Source organism: Devosia sp. 1566 (genome assembly GCF_004005995.1).
Classification (GTDB): Bacteria; Pseudomonadota; Alphaproteobacteria; order Rhizobiales; family Devosiaceae; genus Devosia.
On the sequence record NZ_CP034767.1, the window covers coordinates 3990345 to 4004057 of the forward strand.

The 13713-nt window shown below is 61.6% G+C and carries 15 protein-coding genes; 5 read left to right on the top strand and 10 right to left on the bottom strand.

The genetic code is table 11. The features are described 5' to 3' along the window. The 8 genes from ELX51_RS18945 to hemE form a co-directional block, all read right to left on the bottom strand. Nucleotides 1-870: a ParB/RepB/Spo0J family partition protein gene (locus tag ELX51_RS18945; protein ID WP_127754951.1), complete on the bottom strand. Its 870-nt coding sequence runs from the start codon at nt 868-870 to the stop codon at nt 1-3. A gap of 10 nt (nt 871-880) precedes the next feature. Continuing rightward, complete coding sequence (locus ELX51_RS18950; protein ID WP_127754952.1) at nt 881-1681, bottom strand: ParA family protein; 801 nt, start codon at nt 1679-1681, stop codon at nt 881-883. Nucleotides 1682-1703: 22 nt separating this feature from the next. Further along, the gene (rsmG, locus tag ELX51_RS18955; RefSeq protein ID WP_248305192.1) at nt 1704-2339 is read right to left on the bottom strand and encodes a 16S rRNA (guanine(527)-N(7))-methyltransferase RsmG; all 636 of its coding nucleotides are present in this window, start codon (nt 2337-2339) and stop codon (nt 1704-1706) included. Then, nucleotides 2332-4203, bottom strand: a complete 1872-nt coding sequence (gene mnmG / locus ELX51_RS18960; protein ID WP_127754954.1) for a tRNA uridine-5-carboxymethylaminomethyl(34) synthesis enzyme MnmG — start codon at nt 4201-4203, stop codon at nt 2332-2334. Before mnmG ends, rsmG begins: the two co-directional genes overlap by 8 nt. A gap of 68 nt (nt 4204-4271) precedes the next feature. After that, nucleotides 4272-5567 (bottom strand): tRNA uridine-5-carboxymethylaminomethyl(34) synthesis GTPase MnmE, encoded by a 1296-nt coding sequence (gene mnmE, locus ELX51_RS18965; RefSeq protein ID WP_127754955.1) that lies wholly within the window; start codon nt 5565-5567, stop codon nt 4272-4274. Nucleotides 5568-5589: 22 nt separating this feature from the next. Next, nucleotides 5590-6855 carry a transcription termination factor Rho gene (rho, locus tag ELX51_RS18970; RefSeq protein WP_127754956.1) on the bottom strand — a complete coding sequence of 422 codons (1266 nt, stop codon included), beginning with the start codon at nt 6853-6855 and terminating at the stop codon, nt 5590-5592. A 172-nt stretch (nt 6856-7027) separates the two neighbouring features. Further along, nucleotides 7028-7453, bottom strand: coding sequence for a protoporphyrinogen oxidase HemJ (gene hemJ, locus ELX51_RS18975; protein ID WP_127754957.1), 426 nt, complete (start codon nt 7451-7453; stop codon nt 7028-7030). 5 nt (nt 7454-7458) lie between these two features. Beyond that, complete coding sequence (gene hemE, locus ELX51_RS18980; protein WP_206524670.1) at nt 7459-8493, bottom strand: uroporphyrinogen decarboxylase; 1035 nt, start codon at nt 8491-8493, stop codon at nt 7459-7461. Nucleotides 8494-8932: 439 nt separating this feature from the next. Between hemE and ELX51_RS18985 the strand changes: the two genes are divergently transcribed. From ELX51_RS18985 to dnaQ, 4 genes are read left to right on the top strand one after another with little or no spacing between them, the layout of a single operon-like run. Further along, the gene (locus ELX51_RS18985) at nt 8933-9541 is read left to right on the top strand and encodes a Maf family protein (RefSeq protein WP_127754958.1); all 609 of its coding nucleotides are present in this window, start codon (nt 8933-8935) and stop codon (nt 9539-9541) included. Beyond that, on the top strand, nt 9538-10365 hold the full coding sequence (locus ELX51_RS18990; RefSeq protein ID WP_127754959.1) for a shikimate dehydrogenase: 828 nt from the start codon (nt 9538-9540) through the stop codon (nt 10363-10365). Before ELX51_RS18985 ends, ELX51_RS18990 begins: the two co-directional genes overlap by 4 nt. Nucleotides 10366-10367: 2 nt before the next feature. Next, on the top strand, nt 10368-10964 hold the full coding sequence (coaE, locus tag ELX51_RS18995; RefSeq protein WP_127754960.1) for a dephospho-CoA kinase: 597 nt from the start codon (nt 10368-10370) through the stop codon (nt 10962-10964). Further along, nucleotides 10961-11683: a DNA polymerase III subunit epsilon gene (gene dnaQ, locus ELX51_RS19000; RefSeq protein ID WP_127754961.1), complete on the top strand. Its 723-nt coding sequence runs from the start codon at nt 10961-10963 to the stop codon at nt 11681-11683. The genes coaE and dnaQ overlap by 4 nt, the downstream gene beginning before the upstream one ends. Before the next feature lie 61 nt (nt 11684-11744). Here the strand turns inward: dnaQ and secB are convergent, their stop codons facing one another. Further along, the gene (gene secB, locus ELX51_RS19005; protein WP_127754962.1) at nt 11745-12284 is read right to left on the bottom strand and encodes a protein-export chaperone SecB; all 540 of its coding nucleotides are present in this window, start codon (nt 12282-12284) and stop codon (nt 11745-11747) included. Nucleotides 12285-12365: 81 nt separating this feature from the next. Continuing rightward, on the bottom strand, nt 12366-12821 hold the full coding sequence (locus ELX51_RS19010; RefSeq protein ID WP_164854923.1) for an FxsA family protein: 456 nt from the start codon (nt 12819-12821) through the stop codon (nt 12366-12368). 161 nt (nt 12822-12982) lie between these two features. Here ELX51_RS19010 and ELX51_RS19015 point away from each other — a divergent pair, with 161 nt between their 5' ends. Next, nucleotides 12983-13696 (top strand): Tim44/TimA family putative adaptor protein, encoded by a 714-nt coding sequence (locus ELX51_RS19015; RefSeq protein ID WP_127754964.1) that lies wholly within the window; start codon nt 12983-12985, stop codon nt 13694-13696. The last annotated feature ends 17 nt before the right edge of the window (nt 13697-13713 follow it).

A 13713-nucleotide genomic window follows, 5' to 3' on the forward strand; every position in this document is an offset into this window, starting at 1 on the left:
CTAGTTGCCGGAGCCGGTCAGCCGATGGCAAATGCCGTCGAGTTGTTCCATGGTCTTGTAGCGGATCTCGATCTTGCCGCCCTTGTCGCCATGATTGAGCGACACCGACAGCCCCAGCGCGTCCGACAAGCGCCTCTCCAGCGACACTGTATCGCTATCGCGCTCCGTCGGCGTGCTGCGCTTCTTGGGGGCAACTTCGCGCTGCTGGCTCAAGGCCTCCGCCTCACGCACGGAAAGCCCTTCATCAACGATCTGCCGCGCCAGTCTGGCCGGATCTTCCGCCGTGATCAGAGTGCGGGCATGGCCCGCGGTCAAATCGCCGCTCGAGACCATCTCCTTGACGTCTTCGGGTAGGCGAAGCAGCCGCAGCGTATTGGCGACATGCGAGCGGCTCTTGCCGATCACCTGCGCCAGATCCTGCTGGGTGTATTCGAACTGCTCCATCAGTTGACCATAGCCCATGGCCTCTTCGAGCGGATTGAGATCGGCCCGCTGCACGTTCTCGATGATGGCGAGCTCGAGGGCTTCCTTGTCCCCGACCTCCCGCACGATCACCGGCACATCATGCAGCCCCGCCTTTTGCGCGGCCCGCCAGCGGCGTTCGCCGGCGATGATTTCGAACAGATGCGGATCTTCGCTCGGGCGCACCAGCAGCGGCTGCATGATGCCTTTCTCGCGAATGGAATTGGTCAACTCTTCGAGCTGATCGGCATTGAAGGTACGGCGCGGGTTGGACCGATTGGCAATGATGAATTCGACAGGGAGGCGCTTGGTCCCCTGCATGTCGGTGACGCGATTTCCTTCCATCGTCGCCATATCGCCGATCAAAGCCGCAAGCCCACGGCCGAGCCGCGTTGGTTTATCGTTCATTAACGCTCTCCTAAGCCGCGTTGAGTTGGCGCTCGCGCCGAATAACTTCAGTGGCCAACCGCAGATAGGCCTGGCTGCCCGCACATTTCAGATCATAGAGCAAGGCGGGTTTACCATACGATGGCGCTTCACTCAGGCGCACATTGCGCGGGATCACGGTGTCATAAACCAGTTCGCCCATTTCGCTGCGCACATCATGCAGCACCTGCTCGGACAAATTGTTGCGGCGATCGAACATCGTCATCACCACGCCTTGGATCGAGAGGCGCGGATTGAGCGTCGAGCGGATCTGCTCGATGGTCTGCAGCAGCTGGCTCAAACCCTCAAGCGCAAAGAACTCGCATTGCAGCGGCACCAGTACAGCGTCGGCGGCCACCAGCGAATTGATGGTCAAGAGGTTCAGCGAGGGCGGGCAGTCAATCAGCACATAGCTGATCGCCTGGTCATTGATCTTCAGGTCACCCAGAGCTTTGAACGCGTTGCGCAGCTTGAAGGCGCGGTCTGCCTGCGCGGCAATGGTCAGCTCGACGCCCAGCAAGTCCATGGTGGATGGAACGATCGCCACATTGGGAACGCTGGTCAAAACAGCTGACTCGACCACGGTCGCTTCGCCGACCAGCAGGTCGTAGGCGGAAATCTCGCGTTCGTTGCGGGCGATACCAAGACCGGTGGAAGCATTGCCCTGTGGATCGAGGTCCACGATCAGCACGCGTTCGCCAATGGCAGCGAGAGCGGTAGCCAGGTTGATGGCGGTTGTAGTTTTACCCACGCCGCCTTTCTGGTTCGCCAATGTGAGAATACGGGGTGCCAAATTCGCCTCCAGTACACCGCTGCTAGCGAGATCTCAGTCCAGTGAGTTCAAGCAGCACGCCATGCGGATCAGTGTCGCTTTGCGCTACTACCACGTCGAATGCCCATAAAGCACGCGATTCGCTGATCTCTTCACCATATTCGCGGCCTTTGTGTAGCAGTGCACGGGTGTGCGGGCCGAAAAACGGCTGCATCATGCCGCAGAGCTGCGGTAGTGCCGCCAAAGCGCGTGAAGTGATCACGTCGGGAATCGCTGTTTCACGTGAATCAATCTCGTTGCTGCGCTTGGGAATCACGGTGACTGCCAGGCCAAGCTCACGCGCGACGGTGCGCAGGAAGCTTACCTTGCGGCCTGTGGGCTCAACCAGAGTGAACTGCGCCGGGGTCTCCTTCAGGGCGATTGCCATTGGCAAAGCTGGCAGCCCGCCGCCGCTGCCGAGATCGAGAAAGTTGCGGTCTTCCGCCCGAACGAGAGCTAGAGTTTGCAAACTATCGGCGAAGTGGCGCGTCCAGACCTGGTCCAGTGTTTCACGTGAAACCAGATTTTGCACCGCCTGCCAGCGCCGCAACAGGCCCTCATAAGTTTGCAGATCGGCCTCTACTTCGGCCCGACTACGAGAGAAATACTGAGTGTAGCGCTCTATACTACTCTTAGGCACTGGCACGCTGCCTCACATCCCCGCGCCGGATAGCAGCCAGAACCAGAGTGATCGCGGCCGGGGTGACGCCATCCACCGCCTGCGCCTGGGCAATGGTTTGCGGCCGCGCCGCGGCCAACTTCTGGCGCAGTTCACTCGATAGACCCGGCAGCGTCTGATAATCGAAATTATCGGGAATGCTGCGCTGCTCGTCCCGACGCACCGCCTCGATGTCCTTGCGCTGTCGATCCAGATAGACGGCATATTGCGCGTCCACCACGAGTTGCTCGAGCGTCGGTGCGGCAATCGTATCCAGCTCCGGCCAAAGCTTACGCACATCATCGAAGGCGATGTCCGGATAAGACAACAGCTCAAACGCGGAGCGAGATTGCCCATCGGCATTCACCGCAATCCCGGCCCTTCGTGCCACTGTGGGGCTGACGCGCAAGGTCTGCAGCAACGACCGGCCCGTAGCCAGGGCTGCGGTCTTCGCCTCGAACTGCTGCGAGCGCTGCTCACCCACAAGCCCGCACTCGATCCCCAACTGGGTCAGGCGCTGATCGGCGTTGTCGGCGCGCAGGTGCAGGCGGAACTCCGCCCGCGAGGTGAACATGCGGTAGGGTTCGGTTACGCCCCGGGTGACCAAATCATCAACCATGACCCCGATATAGCTCTCAGTACGCGAGAGGACCAGTGGCGCCCGCCCCTGTACTGCCGCGGCAGCATTAGCACCGGCCAGCATGCCCTGCGCCCCGGCCTCCTCATAGCCGGTCGTGCCGTTAATCTGCCCCGCAAGGTACAATCCAGGCTGGCGCTTCAGCTCCAGCGTGGCGCGTAGCTCGCGCGGATCGACATAATCATATTCAATTGCATAGCCTGGGCGAACAATCCGCACCTGCTCGAGCCCCGGCATGGAGCGCAAGAAGGCCGCTTGCACGTCCTCTGGCAGCGAGGTCGACAAGCCATTGGGGTAAACCGTCGTGTCGTCCAGCCCTTCTGGCTCCAGAAAAATTTGGTGACTGTCGCGATCGGCAAAGCGGACGATCTTGTCCTCAATGGAGGGGCAATAGCGTGGGCCACGGCTCTGGATGCGGCCGGAATACATGGCCGAGCGATGCAGGTTCTCGGCTATGATGCGGTGCGTGTCGGCCGTGGTACGTGTGATATGACATTCCACCTGCGGCGTCGTGATCGCAGCCGTGAGCATGGAAAAGGGCTCGGGTGGCGTGTCACCTGGTTGAGCTTCCAGCTGCGCGTAGTCAATGGTCGTACCATCGAGGCGCGCCGGCGTGCCGGTTTTGAGACGGCCAAGCTGCAGGCCGAGTTGCTCTAGCCGCGCCGATAGCCCAAGCACCGGCCCCTCCCCGAACCGCCCCGCCGGCGTGGTTTCTTCACCCCGATGGATCAAGCCCCGCAAAAACGTGCCGGTGGTCAGCACCACGCTTTTGGTGCTGAAACGACGCCCATCGAGAAGCACTACCCCCGACACCTTGCCGTCAGCGTCGACGCTGATGTCATCGACTTCACCCTCGATGACCTGCAGGTTCGTCTGCGCCGTAATGGCTGCCTGCATAGCCTGGCGATACAGCTTGCGATCTGCTTGGGCGCGCGGCCCACGCACCGCCGGGCCTTTGCGGCGATTGAGCACCCGGAACTGGATGCCGGCGGCGTCGGCAACGCGGCCCATCAAGCCGTCGAGCGCATCGATCTCGCGCACCAGGTGTCCCTTGCCCAAGCCGCCGATGGCCGGATTGCAGCTCATCTCGCCAATGGTGGCAAACCGATGGGTGATCAGCGCCGTCGGCACACCCATGCGGGCTGAGGCGGCCGCGGCCTCACAGCCGGCATGGCCCCCGCCCACCACGATCACTCCGAACTCAGTCATTCCGCAAACTCCAACAACCCGTGAAGCAATGTTCCACGTGAATCATTGCCGGCATCGCACAGCCCGGCTTATTTGCCGATACAGAAGCTTGTGAACAGGCGATCCAGTACCATTTCCGGATCGAGCCGGCCCACCAGCCGCTCCAGGGCACTCGAGGCCAATCGCAACTGCTCAGCCGCAAGCTCGGGTTCATCGAGCAGCCGCATGGCCCAACCCAGTGCTTCCCGTGCCGCCACCAAGGCTGCACGATCGCGCTCGCGGCTCAACAGCGCCGGCTCGCCGCCGGTGTAATCTTGCCCTAAATCAGCTAGGCGCTGCAACAACTGCTCAACGCCGGTGCCATCCAGCGTCGACACTGCCAGATCAGCATCTGGGCTCACCTGACCCAGATCGGCCTTGGTGCTGACCCGCAGCAATGGCGCCAAATCTGCCGGGGGCTCAACGGGCTCGATGTCCGGCGCCTCAAGCCAGAGCACGAGGTCGGCACTCTGCATGGCTTGACGGGCCCGGCGGATGCCTTCCGCCTCGGCCTTGCTGTCGGTGTCACGCAACCCCGCAAGATCAAGCAGCACGAATAGCTGCCCACCAATATCGAGCGGCACTTCGCGCACATCGCGCGTCGTGCCCGCTTCATCGGTGACAATGGCAATGTCTGAACGCGCCAAGGCATTAAGCAGACTAGACTTTCCCACGTTTGGGGGGCCGGCGAGCGCCACGCGAATACCCTCGCGCACGATCCGGCCATGCTCGACACTGCTCAGCGCTCGGGCGATATCTTGATCGAGTGCCGCAATGCTGTGACCGAAACCCTCAGGCAGGGCCTCCCCGACATCGCCCTCGTCGGAAAAATCGAGCCGCGCTTCGATCTCGGCCCGCAGATCGAGCAGTTGCTCGCGCCAGCCGCCGATCTTGCTACTAAGCCCGCCTTCAAGCCGCGCCAGCGCTTGGCGACGCTGGTTCTCGGTTTCCGCTTCCAGTAAGTCGCCGAGCCCCTCGACTTCGACGAGATCGAGCTTGCCGTTCTCAAAGGCGCGCCGGGTGAACTCGCCAGCTTCAGCGAGGCGTGCCCCCTGCCCCACGAGTAATTTGAGAATGGCGCGCACGCCGGCCGGCGATCCATGCACCTGCAATTCGGCGCAATCTTCGCCAGTAAAGCTCGTGGGGCCCGGGAAAAACGCCACGAGACCCCGATCAAGTGCCGTCCCGGCACCAATGCTGCGCAAGGTGAACTGCCGCGACTTGGGCACGACGCCTGTCACCGCCAAGAGCAACTCTTGCACGGCGGGACCCGAGAGCCGGATCACCGCCACGCCCGAAGGCGTCGCGCCGGACGACAATGCTACAATCGTATCGCCCAGGCGCATCGATCCACCCTCGCCCCGCGGCTCAGGTATTCATCGAATCAAAGAAATCCGAATTGGTCTTGGTCTGGCGGATCTTGTCGGTGAGGAATTCCATGGCATCGATCGTGCCCATGGGCGTGAGGATCCGGCGCAGCACATACATCTTCTTGAGGATGTCGGCTTCCACCAACAGCTCTTCCTTGCGGGTGCCCGACTTGGTGATGTCGAGAGCGGGGAAGATGCGCTTGTCGGCGACCTTGCGATCAAGAATGATTTCGGAGTTACCGGTGCCCTTGAACTCTTCAAAGATCACTTCGTCCATGCGCGAGCCGGTATCGATCAGCGCGGTTGAAATAATGGTTAGCGAACCGCCATCCTCGATGTTGCGCGCCGCACCGAAGAAGCGCTTGGGGCGCTGCAGGGCATTGGCATCCACGCCGCCCGTAAGAACCTTGCCCGAACTCGGCACGACGGTGTTGTAGGCGCGGCCAAGGCGGGTGATGGAATCGAGGAGAATCACCACGTCGCGCTTGTGCTCGACAAGGCGCTTGGCCTTTTCGATCACCATTTCGGCGACCTGAACGTGGCGGCTGGCGGGCTCGTCAAAGGTCGAGGAAATAACTTCGCCGCGAACCGAGCGCTGCATGTCGGTCACTTCTTCGGGCCGTTCGTCGATCAGCAGCACAATGAGATAGCATTCGGGATGGTTGGTGGCGATTGACTGCGCAATATTCTGCAGCAGCACGGTCTTGCCGGTGCGCGGGGGTGCGACGATCAAAGCGCGCTGCCCCTTGCCCAAGGGTGCCACGAGATCGAGCACCCGCGCCGAGCGATCGCGAACCGTGGGGTCCGGCAATTCCATGCGCAGCCGCTCTTCGGGGTAAAGCGGGGTCAGATTGTCGAAGTTGACCTTGTGGCGCACCGCCTCAGGATCTTCGAAATTGATGGTGTTGACCTTGACCAGGGCGAAATAGCGCTCGCCTTCCTTGGGGGAGCGAATCTGGCCTTCCACCGTATCGCCGGTGCGCAGGCCGAAGCGGCGGATCTGCGAGGGGCTGATATAGATATCGTCCGGACCCGGCAGGTAGTTGGCATCGGGCGACCGCAAGAAACCGAAGCCATCGGGAAGAACTTCCACCACGCCTTCGCCAGTAATATCGACTTCGCGCTCCGCCAACTGCTTGAGAATGGCGAACATCAACTCCTGCTTGCGCATGGTCGATGCATTTTCAACTTCGTGTTCTTCTGCGAACACAAGAAGTTCGGCCGGAGATTTGGCCTTGAGCTCGCTGAGCTTCATATTCTGCATGTAGAGGATGACCCTGCGGGAAATCGAAAAGGCGGAGAGGAGGGGGGTGTAAGGCCCCGCAAGCAACCTGGGCGGTCGCGAAAGCGCGGAAGCATTTCGTTTCAGATAGCCCGGCTTGCCGCTTATTTCAAGCGACAAGCGCGCTGCAATGGCGTTTTTCGCGCCCGAACGGCTAGAACGGCCGCACGATCACGGCAATGACGATGCCGATCATCAACACGGTCGGCACTTCATTGATGATGCGGAAGTAGCGCTGCGGCTTGGTGTTGGCGTCCGCGGCAAAGTTCTTGGTGTGGCGAACGAGAATGCCATGGCACGCCGTCAGCCCGATCACAAACGCCGCCTTGAGCCACGGCCAACCCTGGCTCCAGTCGACCGCGCCCATATGGATCATCCATAGTCCGAAGACGAAAGTGGCGATCATGGCGGGGTTGATGATCCCCTTGAGCAGCCGCCGCTCCATGATCTTGAAGGTTTCCGATTGCTCCGTGCCCGGGGTGGTGACGGAGTGATAAACGAACAAACGCGGCAGATAGAGCATGCCCGCCATCCAGGCGATAACGGCAATCACATGCCCCGCTTTAACCCATTCATACATGCCCGCTACCCGTTCTTGACCAGCTCGACCAACCGCTCGACATGGGCGATCGGCGTTTGCGGCACAATGCCGTGCCCCAGATTGAAGATATGCGGACGATCGGCAAAGGCGGCGATGATCTGGCGCGCCCGCTCTTCCATCTGCGGGCCACCGGCAACCAGCCGCAGCGGATCAAGATTGCCTTGGACCGCCATCCCGGGTGGCACCGCGTTCTGGGCAAAGCCGAGCGGAGTGGAATAATCCAGACCCACGGCATTCACCCCCGTCGCGGCGACATAGGCGGCGATGTTGCCGGCCGCGCCACGGGGAAAGCCGATGATCGGCGCATTGGGCACGCGCTGGCGTACGCCTTCGACGATCCGCCGATTGGGTTCAATCACCTGTGTGCGGAACGCTTCTTCGTCGAGATTGAGGGCCCAGCTTTCAAACAGCTGCACCACATCGGCGCCCGCTTGAAATTGCGCCACGAGATAATCGATGCTGGCTTGTACCAGGATGTCCATCAAAGCCGCAAAGGCCGCCGGCTCCTGCAGCGCAAATAACCGCGCCGCCGCCTGATCGGGCGAACCGCGTCCGCCGATCATATAAGTGGCCACGGTCCAGGGCGAACCGCAAAAGCCGATCAGCGTCTTGTCGGCGGGCAGTTCGTGCTTGAGGCGCCGCAAGGTTTCAAACACCGGCGCCAGATGCTCGAGCACCCGTTCCGGACGAAGTTGACCCAGGGTCTGCGCGGTGATGGGCTCGAGCAGGGGGCCTTCGCCTTGTTCAAAGCGAACCGATTGTCCCAGCGCATCGGGCACGACAAGAATGTCCGAAAACAAAATCGCTGCGTCGAGCGGGAACCGACGTAGGGGCTGCAGCGTCACTTCCACAGCCAAATCGGGCGAATAGCACAGATCAAGGAAACCTTTGGAGCGGGCGCGCACTTCCCGATACTCGGGGAGATAGCGTCCAGCCTGGCGCATGATCCAGATCGGGGGTCGTGCCTGTCGCTCACCGAGTACGGTGGCGAGAAGAGGCTTGAGGGCCACTTGGCTCACAGTGACTTTCCCTTCCAAACCCCTGAAAAGACTCTTGTTCTTAGTATCTCTATTATCATTGCGGTGTTTTGCTCTAATTCACGGGCATCCACAATCGCTGTGGTGGCGACACAGTTACGCAGGATTGCGGCGGCGAGGCTGTGAATCCAAATCAGCGGCGTTGCTTTGAGGGCCGATGCGCAAAAGGTTAACGCGGCGTTAACCCGCGGACTCCCAGAGTCAAGCCAAAGGTTAAGGCTGTGTAAACCTGCCTCGCCGGCGGCTGGAGGGCAAAAAGTTTTCCCCAGAGTTCCCGCTGACTCTAAACGGCCCCCTCCCGGAGTCCAGATGTTAACGTTTTACTAAGCTGGTCGAACAACTCGGCGCCTGGCCGGAATCTATGAGTCAAGAACACAGAGATTGCTTGAGCTGTGGATAGCAGTGTGGAAAACATCCCGCCATGCTGATCCTTGCCTCCCAAAGCGCAACCCGTAAGGCCTTGCTGGCGCAGGCAGGTTTGCGTTTCGCCGCACATCCTGCCGTTATCGACGAGCGCCTGACCGAAGCCACGATCCTCAACCAAGGGGGCGGGGGCAGGGCAGTCGCTATGGCCCTCTCTAGCGCCAAAGCCCTTAACATCTCCTTGCTCCATCCCGGCGCGCTGGTGATTGGCGCCGACCAGACCTTAACCTTTGGCGGGCAGTTGCTGCACAAGCCAGCCGATCGCCAGCGGGCCGCCGCACAGTTGCGCCAACTTAGCGGCCAAACCCATCAACTCCATGCCGCCGTGGCGCTGGCCCGGGGAGGGGGGGTGGTGTGGAGCTTTGTTGACACCGTTGAGCTGACCATGCGCGGCATCAGCGATGCCGAGATCAAGGCGGTGCTGGATGCGGAAGGCGATGCCGTTCTGGCATCTGTCGGCTCCTATCGGCTGGAAGGGCCCTCCATTCAGCTGTTCGAACGGGTGCAAGGCGACTATTTCTCCATTTTGGGGTTGCCCCTGTTGCCCCTCCTCGGGGCGCTTCGGCGCTTTGCCCCACACCTGTTGCTCGGAGCCAGCCAGTCTTGACCCGCAAAGCCTTTGTTATCGGCCACCCCATCGCCCATTCCCGCTCGCCCCTGATCCACGGCACCTGGCTCGCTGAACACGGGATCGACGGCACCTATGAGGCCATCGACGTGGCGCCTGCCGAGCTTCCCGGCTTTTTTCAGCGACTGCGTGGTGGGGAATTTGCCGGCGGCAATGTCACCATTCCCCATAAGGAAGCCGTTTTTGCCCTGTGCGACACGGTGGATCCACTGGCGCGCAGCATTGGTGCGGTCAATACGCTGGTGGCCGAGCATGGCCATGTGCACGGCACCAACACTGATTATCTCGGCTTTCTCGGCAATCTCGATCAGGGCGCGCCGGGCTGGTCCGAGGGGCTCGAAGCAGCCATCGTTCTTGGAGCAGGGGGCGCGGCGCGCGCGATCCTTGTGGCGCTGCAAAGCCGCAATATCCCGATCATCCTGCTCAACCGCACGCGCCAAACGGCCGATCGGTTGGCGCAGAGCATCGGCGGCGATATCGATGTTGCCGACCTGGAGGAGTTCAACAGCATCGCTCCATCAGCCGGTCTTGTGGTTAACACCAGCTCGGTTGGCATGCATGGCACCGGCTTTGCCGATTTTGACCTCGGCCAGTTGCGGCCCGATGTGTTGGTGACCGATCTGGTTTATGTGCCGCTGCAAACTCCCTTGCTCGCCGATGCGGCCGCCCGTGGCTTGCGCATAGTCGACGGTCTGGGCATGCTGCTCCATCAGGCCGTGCCGGGCTTTGCCGCCTGGTTCGGCATCCAGCCCGAGGTCACCCCGCAATTGCGCGCCCGGATCGAAGCCACTCTGGACCATTGAACATGTATCGCCTTGGCCTCACCGGCTCCATCGCCACTGGAAAATCTGCGGTCCTCGCGGCGTTCGCGGCCAATGGCGTGCCGGTGTTTTCCGCCGATGCTGCAGTGGCCGAGCTTTACGCCGGCGCTGCGGCTCCGGCCGTCGAAGCGCTGTTTCCCGGCGTTATCGTCGACGGAGCCGTTGATCGCACCCGGCTATCGCTGCAACTCGCAAAAAACCCCGGAAAGTTTGACCAGCTCGAAACCCTGGTCCATCCCATGGTGCGCGCCCGCATCGCCCAGTTCCTCGCCGATGCGGCAGCGGCGGGCGAGACCCTTGCCGTTGTTGAAGTGCCGCTCCTTTATGAGACCGGCCATGATTATGGCTTTGATGGCGTGGCTGTCACCCTGGTTGACCCCGCCATTCAACGCGAGCGCGCGCTGGCCCGCGCCGGCATGACCGTGGATAAGCTGCAAACAATTCTTGCCCGCCAGCTCCCGCAGGCTGAAAAGCAGAAGCGCGCCGATTTCGTTTTCGATACGGGCAAGCCGCTCGGGGTTACGCAGGCTGAGGTGGCGGCCCTGGTCGAAGCCTTGCAGGCCCAGCAGGAACAGGCATGAACCGAGAAATCGTCCTTGATACCGAAACCACGGGCTTGTCTCCCGCCACGGGCGACCGGCTGGTGGAAATCGGCTGTGTCGAGCTGATCAACCATATCCCCTCGGGCAAGACCTACCATATCTATATCAATCCCCAGCGCACCATGCCCGAAGAAGCGTTTCGGGTGCACGGGTTGTCCGACGAATTTTTGGCCGACAAGCCCCTTTTTGCTGAGGTAGCCGAGGATTTCTGCCAGTTCATCGGCGATGCCACGCTGATCATTCACAACGCCCCATTCGACATGGGTTTTTTAAACGCGGAGCTAGGCAAGCTTGGTCGCGGTGCCCTGCGCAACATGGTGATCGATACGGTGATGCTCGCCCGTGAGCGGCACCCCGGCGCTCGCGTGAGCCTTGATGCCTTGTGCAAGCATTACGGCATCGACAATTCGCGCCGGACTCTCCACGGCGCGCTGCTCGACAGCGAGATCCTCGCTGAGGTCTATCTCGAGCTGATCGGCGGCAAGCAGGTGAGCCTGGCGCTGGTGGCGGAAAACCGCGTTTCGGGCGCCGAGGCTCTTGCGAGCTTTGCGGCCGCCCCACGCCGGCCCTTGCCCCTGCCACCTCGGCTGACGCAAGCGGAACTGGCGGCCCACGCCGCCTTCATCGCTTCGCTTGGGCCCGAGGCGCTCTGGACCCAATTCGCCGCCGACGAAGTCCCGACCCGGCTCAGCGCCTGATCAACGAAAAACCCCGGACGCGAGCCCGGGGTTTTGTTTATTGAAATTGTGCCAGCCGAACTCAGTTCGGCTTGTCGCTTTCGGCATCGGCAGCAGTCACTGGAGCGGCAGCATTTGCGCCACCCGCATTCTGCTTGGCCGCGAGGGCCTGCAGGTTCTGGCGATAGATTGAAGCGAAATCCACCGGCTCCATCATCAGCGGCGGGAAGCCACCCTGCTGGGTCACGCTGGCGAGCACCTGGCGGGCAAACGGGAAGATCAGGCGCGGGCATTCGATCATCAGCAATTGGCTGAGCTGAGCTTCGGGGACATTGCGCAGCCGGAACACGCCGCCATAGACCAGCTCCACTGCGAACAGCAAAGTGGTTTCGCGATTGGCCTTGGCGTTGAGCGTGAGCTCGACGGCGAATACTTCGTCGGCCTGCTTTTTGACGGCGACGCTGATCGAAACATTAAAGGCCGGGTTGCCGCCGCCTGCCATGATCGAACCCGGTGCGCCCGGATTCTCAAACGACAAGTCGCGAATATACTGCCCAACCAGGTTCATGCTGGGGGCGGTGCTGGCCTGGGGTGCGGCGCTGCCCTGGGTCTCGTCAGCCATGATCGTGGGTCCTCTGTCCGGTTTTTTCTTGCGCGCTGGCTAGCATCTTTGCTTCGGGCGAACAAGCCAAGCCCGGAGCGCCTATTTCTCCCGGAATTCGTCGTCGTCGAGATCGATTGTATCGGGGCGATCGATCCGGCGCTCGTTCCAGGCGCTTGAGCTTTGATAGCTGGCGGTACTCACCACTGTCATGCGCTTGGCAAGGCTCCGGTAGATCCAACTGCGCACCGGCGGCAGCAGCAGGAGAATGGCGACAATGTCGGAGAAAAAGCCCGGCACCACCAGCAGCACCGCGGCGATCCCCAGCATCATCGCATCGGCAATGGCGCGCGCCGGCATCTCGCCCCGGTTCATGCGCTGGCGCATTTGCGTCAGCACGCTCACCCCTTGCTGGCGCAACAGCACCGCGCCGAGGAGCGCCGCGAGGATCACGAGCCCCAGCGTTGGCCACAGGCCGATTGTCTGTCCCACCTTGATAAACAAGGCAATCTCGACAATAGGCAGCAGCAGCAGGGCAAACGGCAGATAGCGGATCACGCGAACACTCCTTGTTAAGCCAGATGCGGGGTGGCGCGACACAATGCAACTTGCCCGCGGGCGAACTGGTTTCGCCGTCAGCTTTGCCTATATATAGAAACACTTCGTGCGCATGCGAGCGCATCAGCGTCCTTTGCGGCGCTTCAAGCAAAGGTGCATTGATGGACGATTTTCTCGATCTGCCCACTCTCATTGTGATCGTGGTAGCCGTGATTGTTTTATTCCGGCTGCGTTCGGTGCTGGGAACGCGGACGGGAACCGAGCGTCCACCCGTCGAGCGCCGCAAGCCCGCCGAGGCCGCTGCCGCTGACGATACCGTCGTCCCGCTGCGCCCGCGTGGTGCCGGCCAACCCGAACTTGATGACGAGCGGCGCGCGCGCAAGCTCGAGGCCGAGATCGAGCAGCATTCGCGCGGCAATCAGCCTTTGGCACAGGGCATGCGCGACGTCGCGGCGGCCGACCCCACCTTTACGCCCAAATCCTTTCTCGATGGCGCCAAGCAGGCCTATGAAATGATCGTGACCGGCTTTGCCGCCGGCGACCGCGCTCTGCTCAAGACGCTGCTGGAAAAGGACGTGTTTGACGGGTTCAACCGCGCTATCACCGACCGAGAAGCGGCGGGCCAGACCGTCGATTTCACCTTTGTGGGCCTGCCCAAGGTGGAAATCTCGGAAGCCGAGAACAACGGCAAATCTGTTCTGGTCACCGTCCGCTTCCATGCCGAAGTGGTTTCCGCCACCCGCGACAAGGACGGCAATCTGGTTGAAGGGAATGCCGATCAGGTGCAAACGGTCGCCGACGAATGGACCTTTGCGCGCAACCCCAAGTCGCGCGATCCCAACTGGAAGGTCGTCACCACCAGCCAGCTCGACTGACCCGGGCTGGCACCCAT

Excerpts from the sequence above, each read along its gene's own strand:
- rho (WP_127754956.1), bottom strand. The coding sequence starts at position 6,855 with ATGCAGAATATGAAGCTCAGCGAGCTCAAGGCCAAATCTCCGGCCGAA.
- dnaQ (WP_127754961.1), top strand. The coding sequence starts at position 10,961 with ATGAACCGAGAAATCGTCCTTGATACCGAAACCACGGGCTTGTCTCCC.
- mnmE (WP_127754955.1), bottom strand. The coding sequence starts at position 5,567 with ATGCGCCTGGGCGATACGATTGTAGCATTGTCGTCCGGCGCGACGCCT.
- coaE (WP_127754960.1), top strand. The coding sequence starts at position 10,368 with ATGTATCGCCTTGGCCTCACCGGCTCCATCGCCACTGGAAAATCTGCG.
- ELX51_RS19015 (WP_127754964.1), top strand. The coding sequence starts at position 12,983 with ATGGACGATTTTCTCGATCTGCCCACTCTCATTGTGATCGTGGTAGCC.
- hemJ (WP_127754957.1), bottom strand. The coding sequence starts at position 7,453 with ATGTATGAATGGGTTAAAGCGGGGCATGTGATTGCCGTTATCGCCTGG.
- ELX51_RS18945 (WP_127754951.1), bottom strand. The coding sequence starts at position 870 with ATGAACGATAAACCAACGCGGCTCGGCCGTGGGCTTGCGGCTTTGATC.
- ELX51_RS18985 (WP_127754958.1), top strand. The coding sequence starts at position 8,933 with ATGCTGATCCTTGCCTCCCAAAGCGCAACCCGTAAGGCCTTGCTGGCG.
- secB (WP_127754962.1), bottom strand. The coding sequence starts at position 12,284 with ATGGCTGACGAGACCCAGGGCAGCGCCGCACCCCAGGCCAGCACCGCC.
- mnmG (WP_127754954.1), bottom strand. The coding sequence starts at position 4,203 with ATGACTGAGTTCGGAGTGATCGTGGTGGGCGGGGGCCATGCCGGCTGT.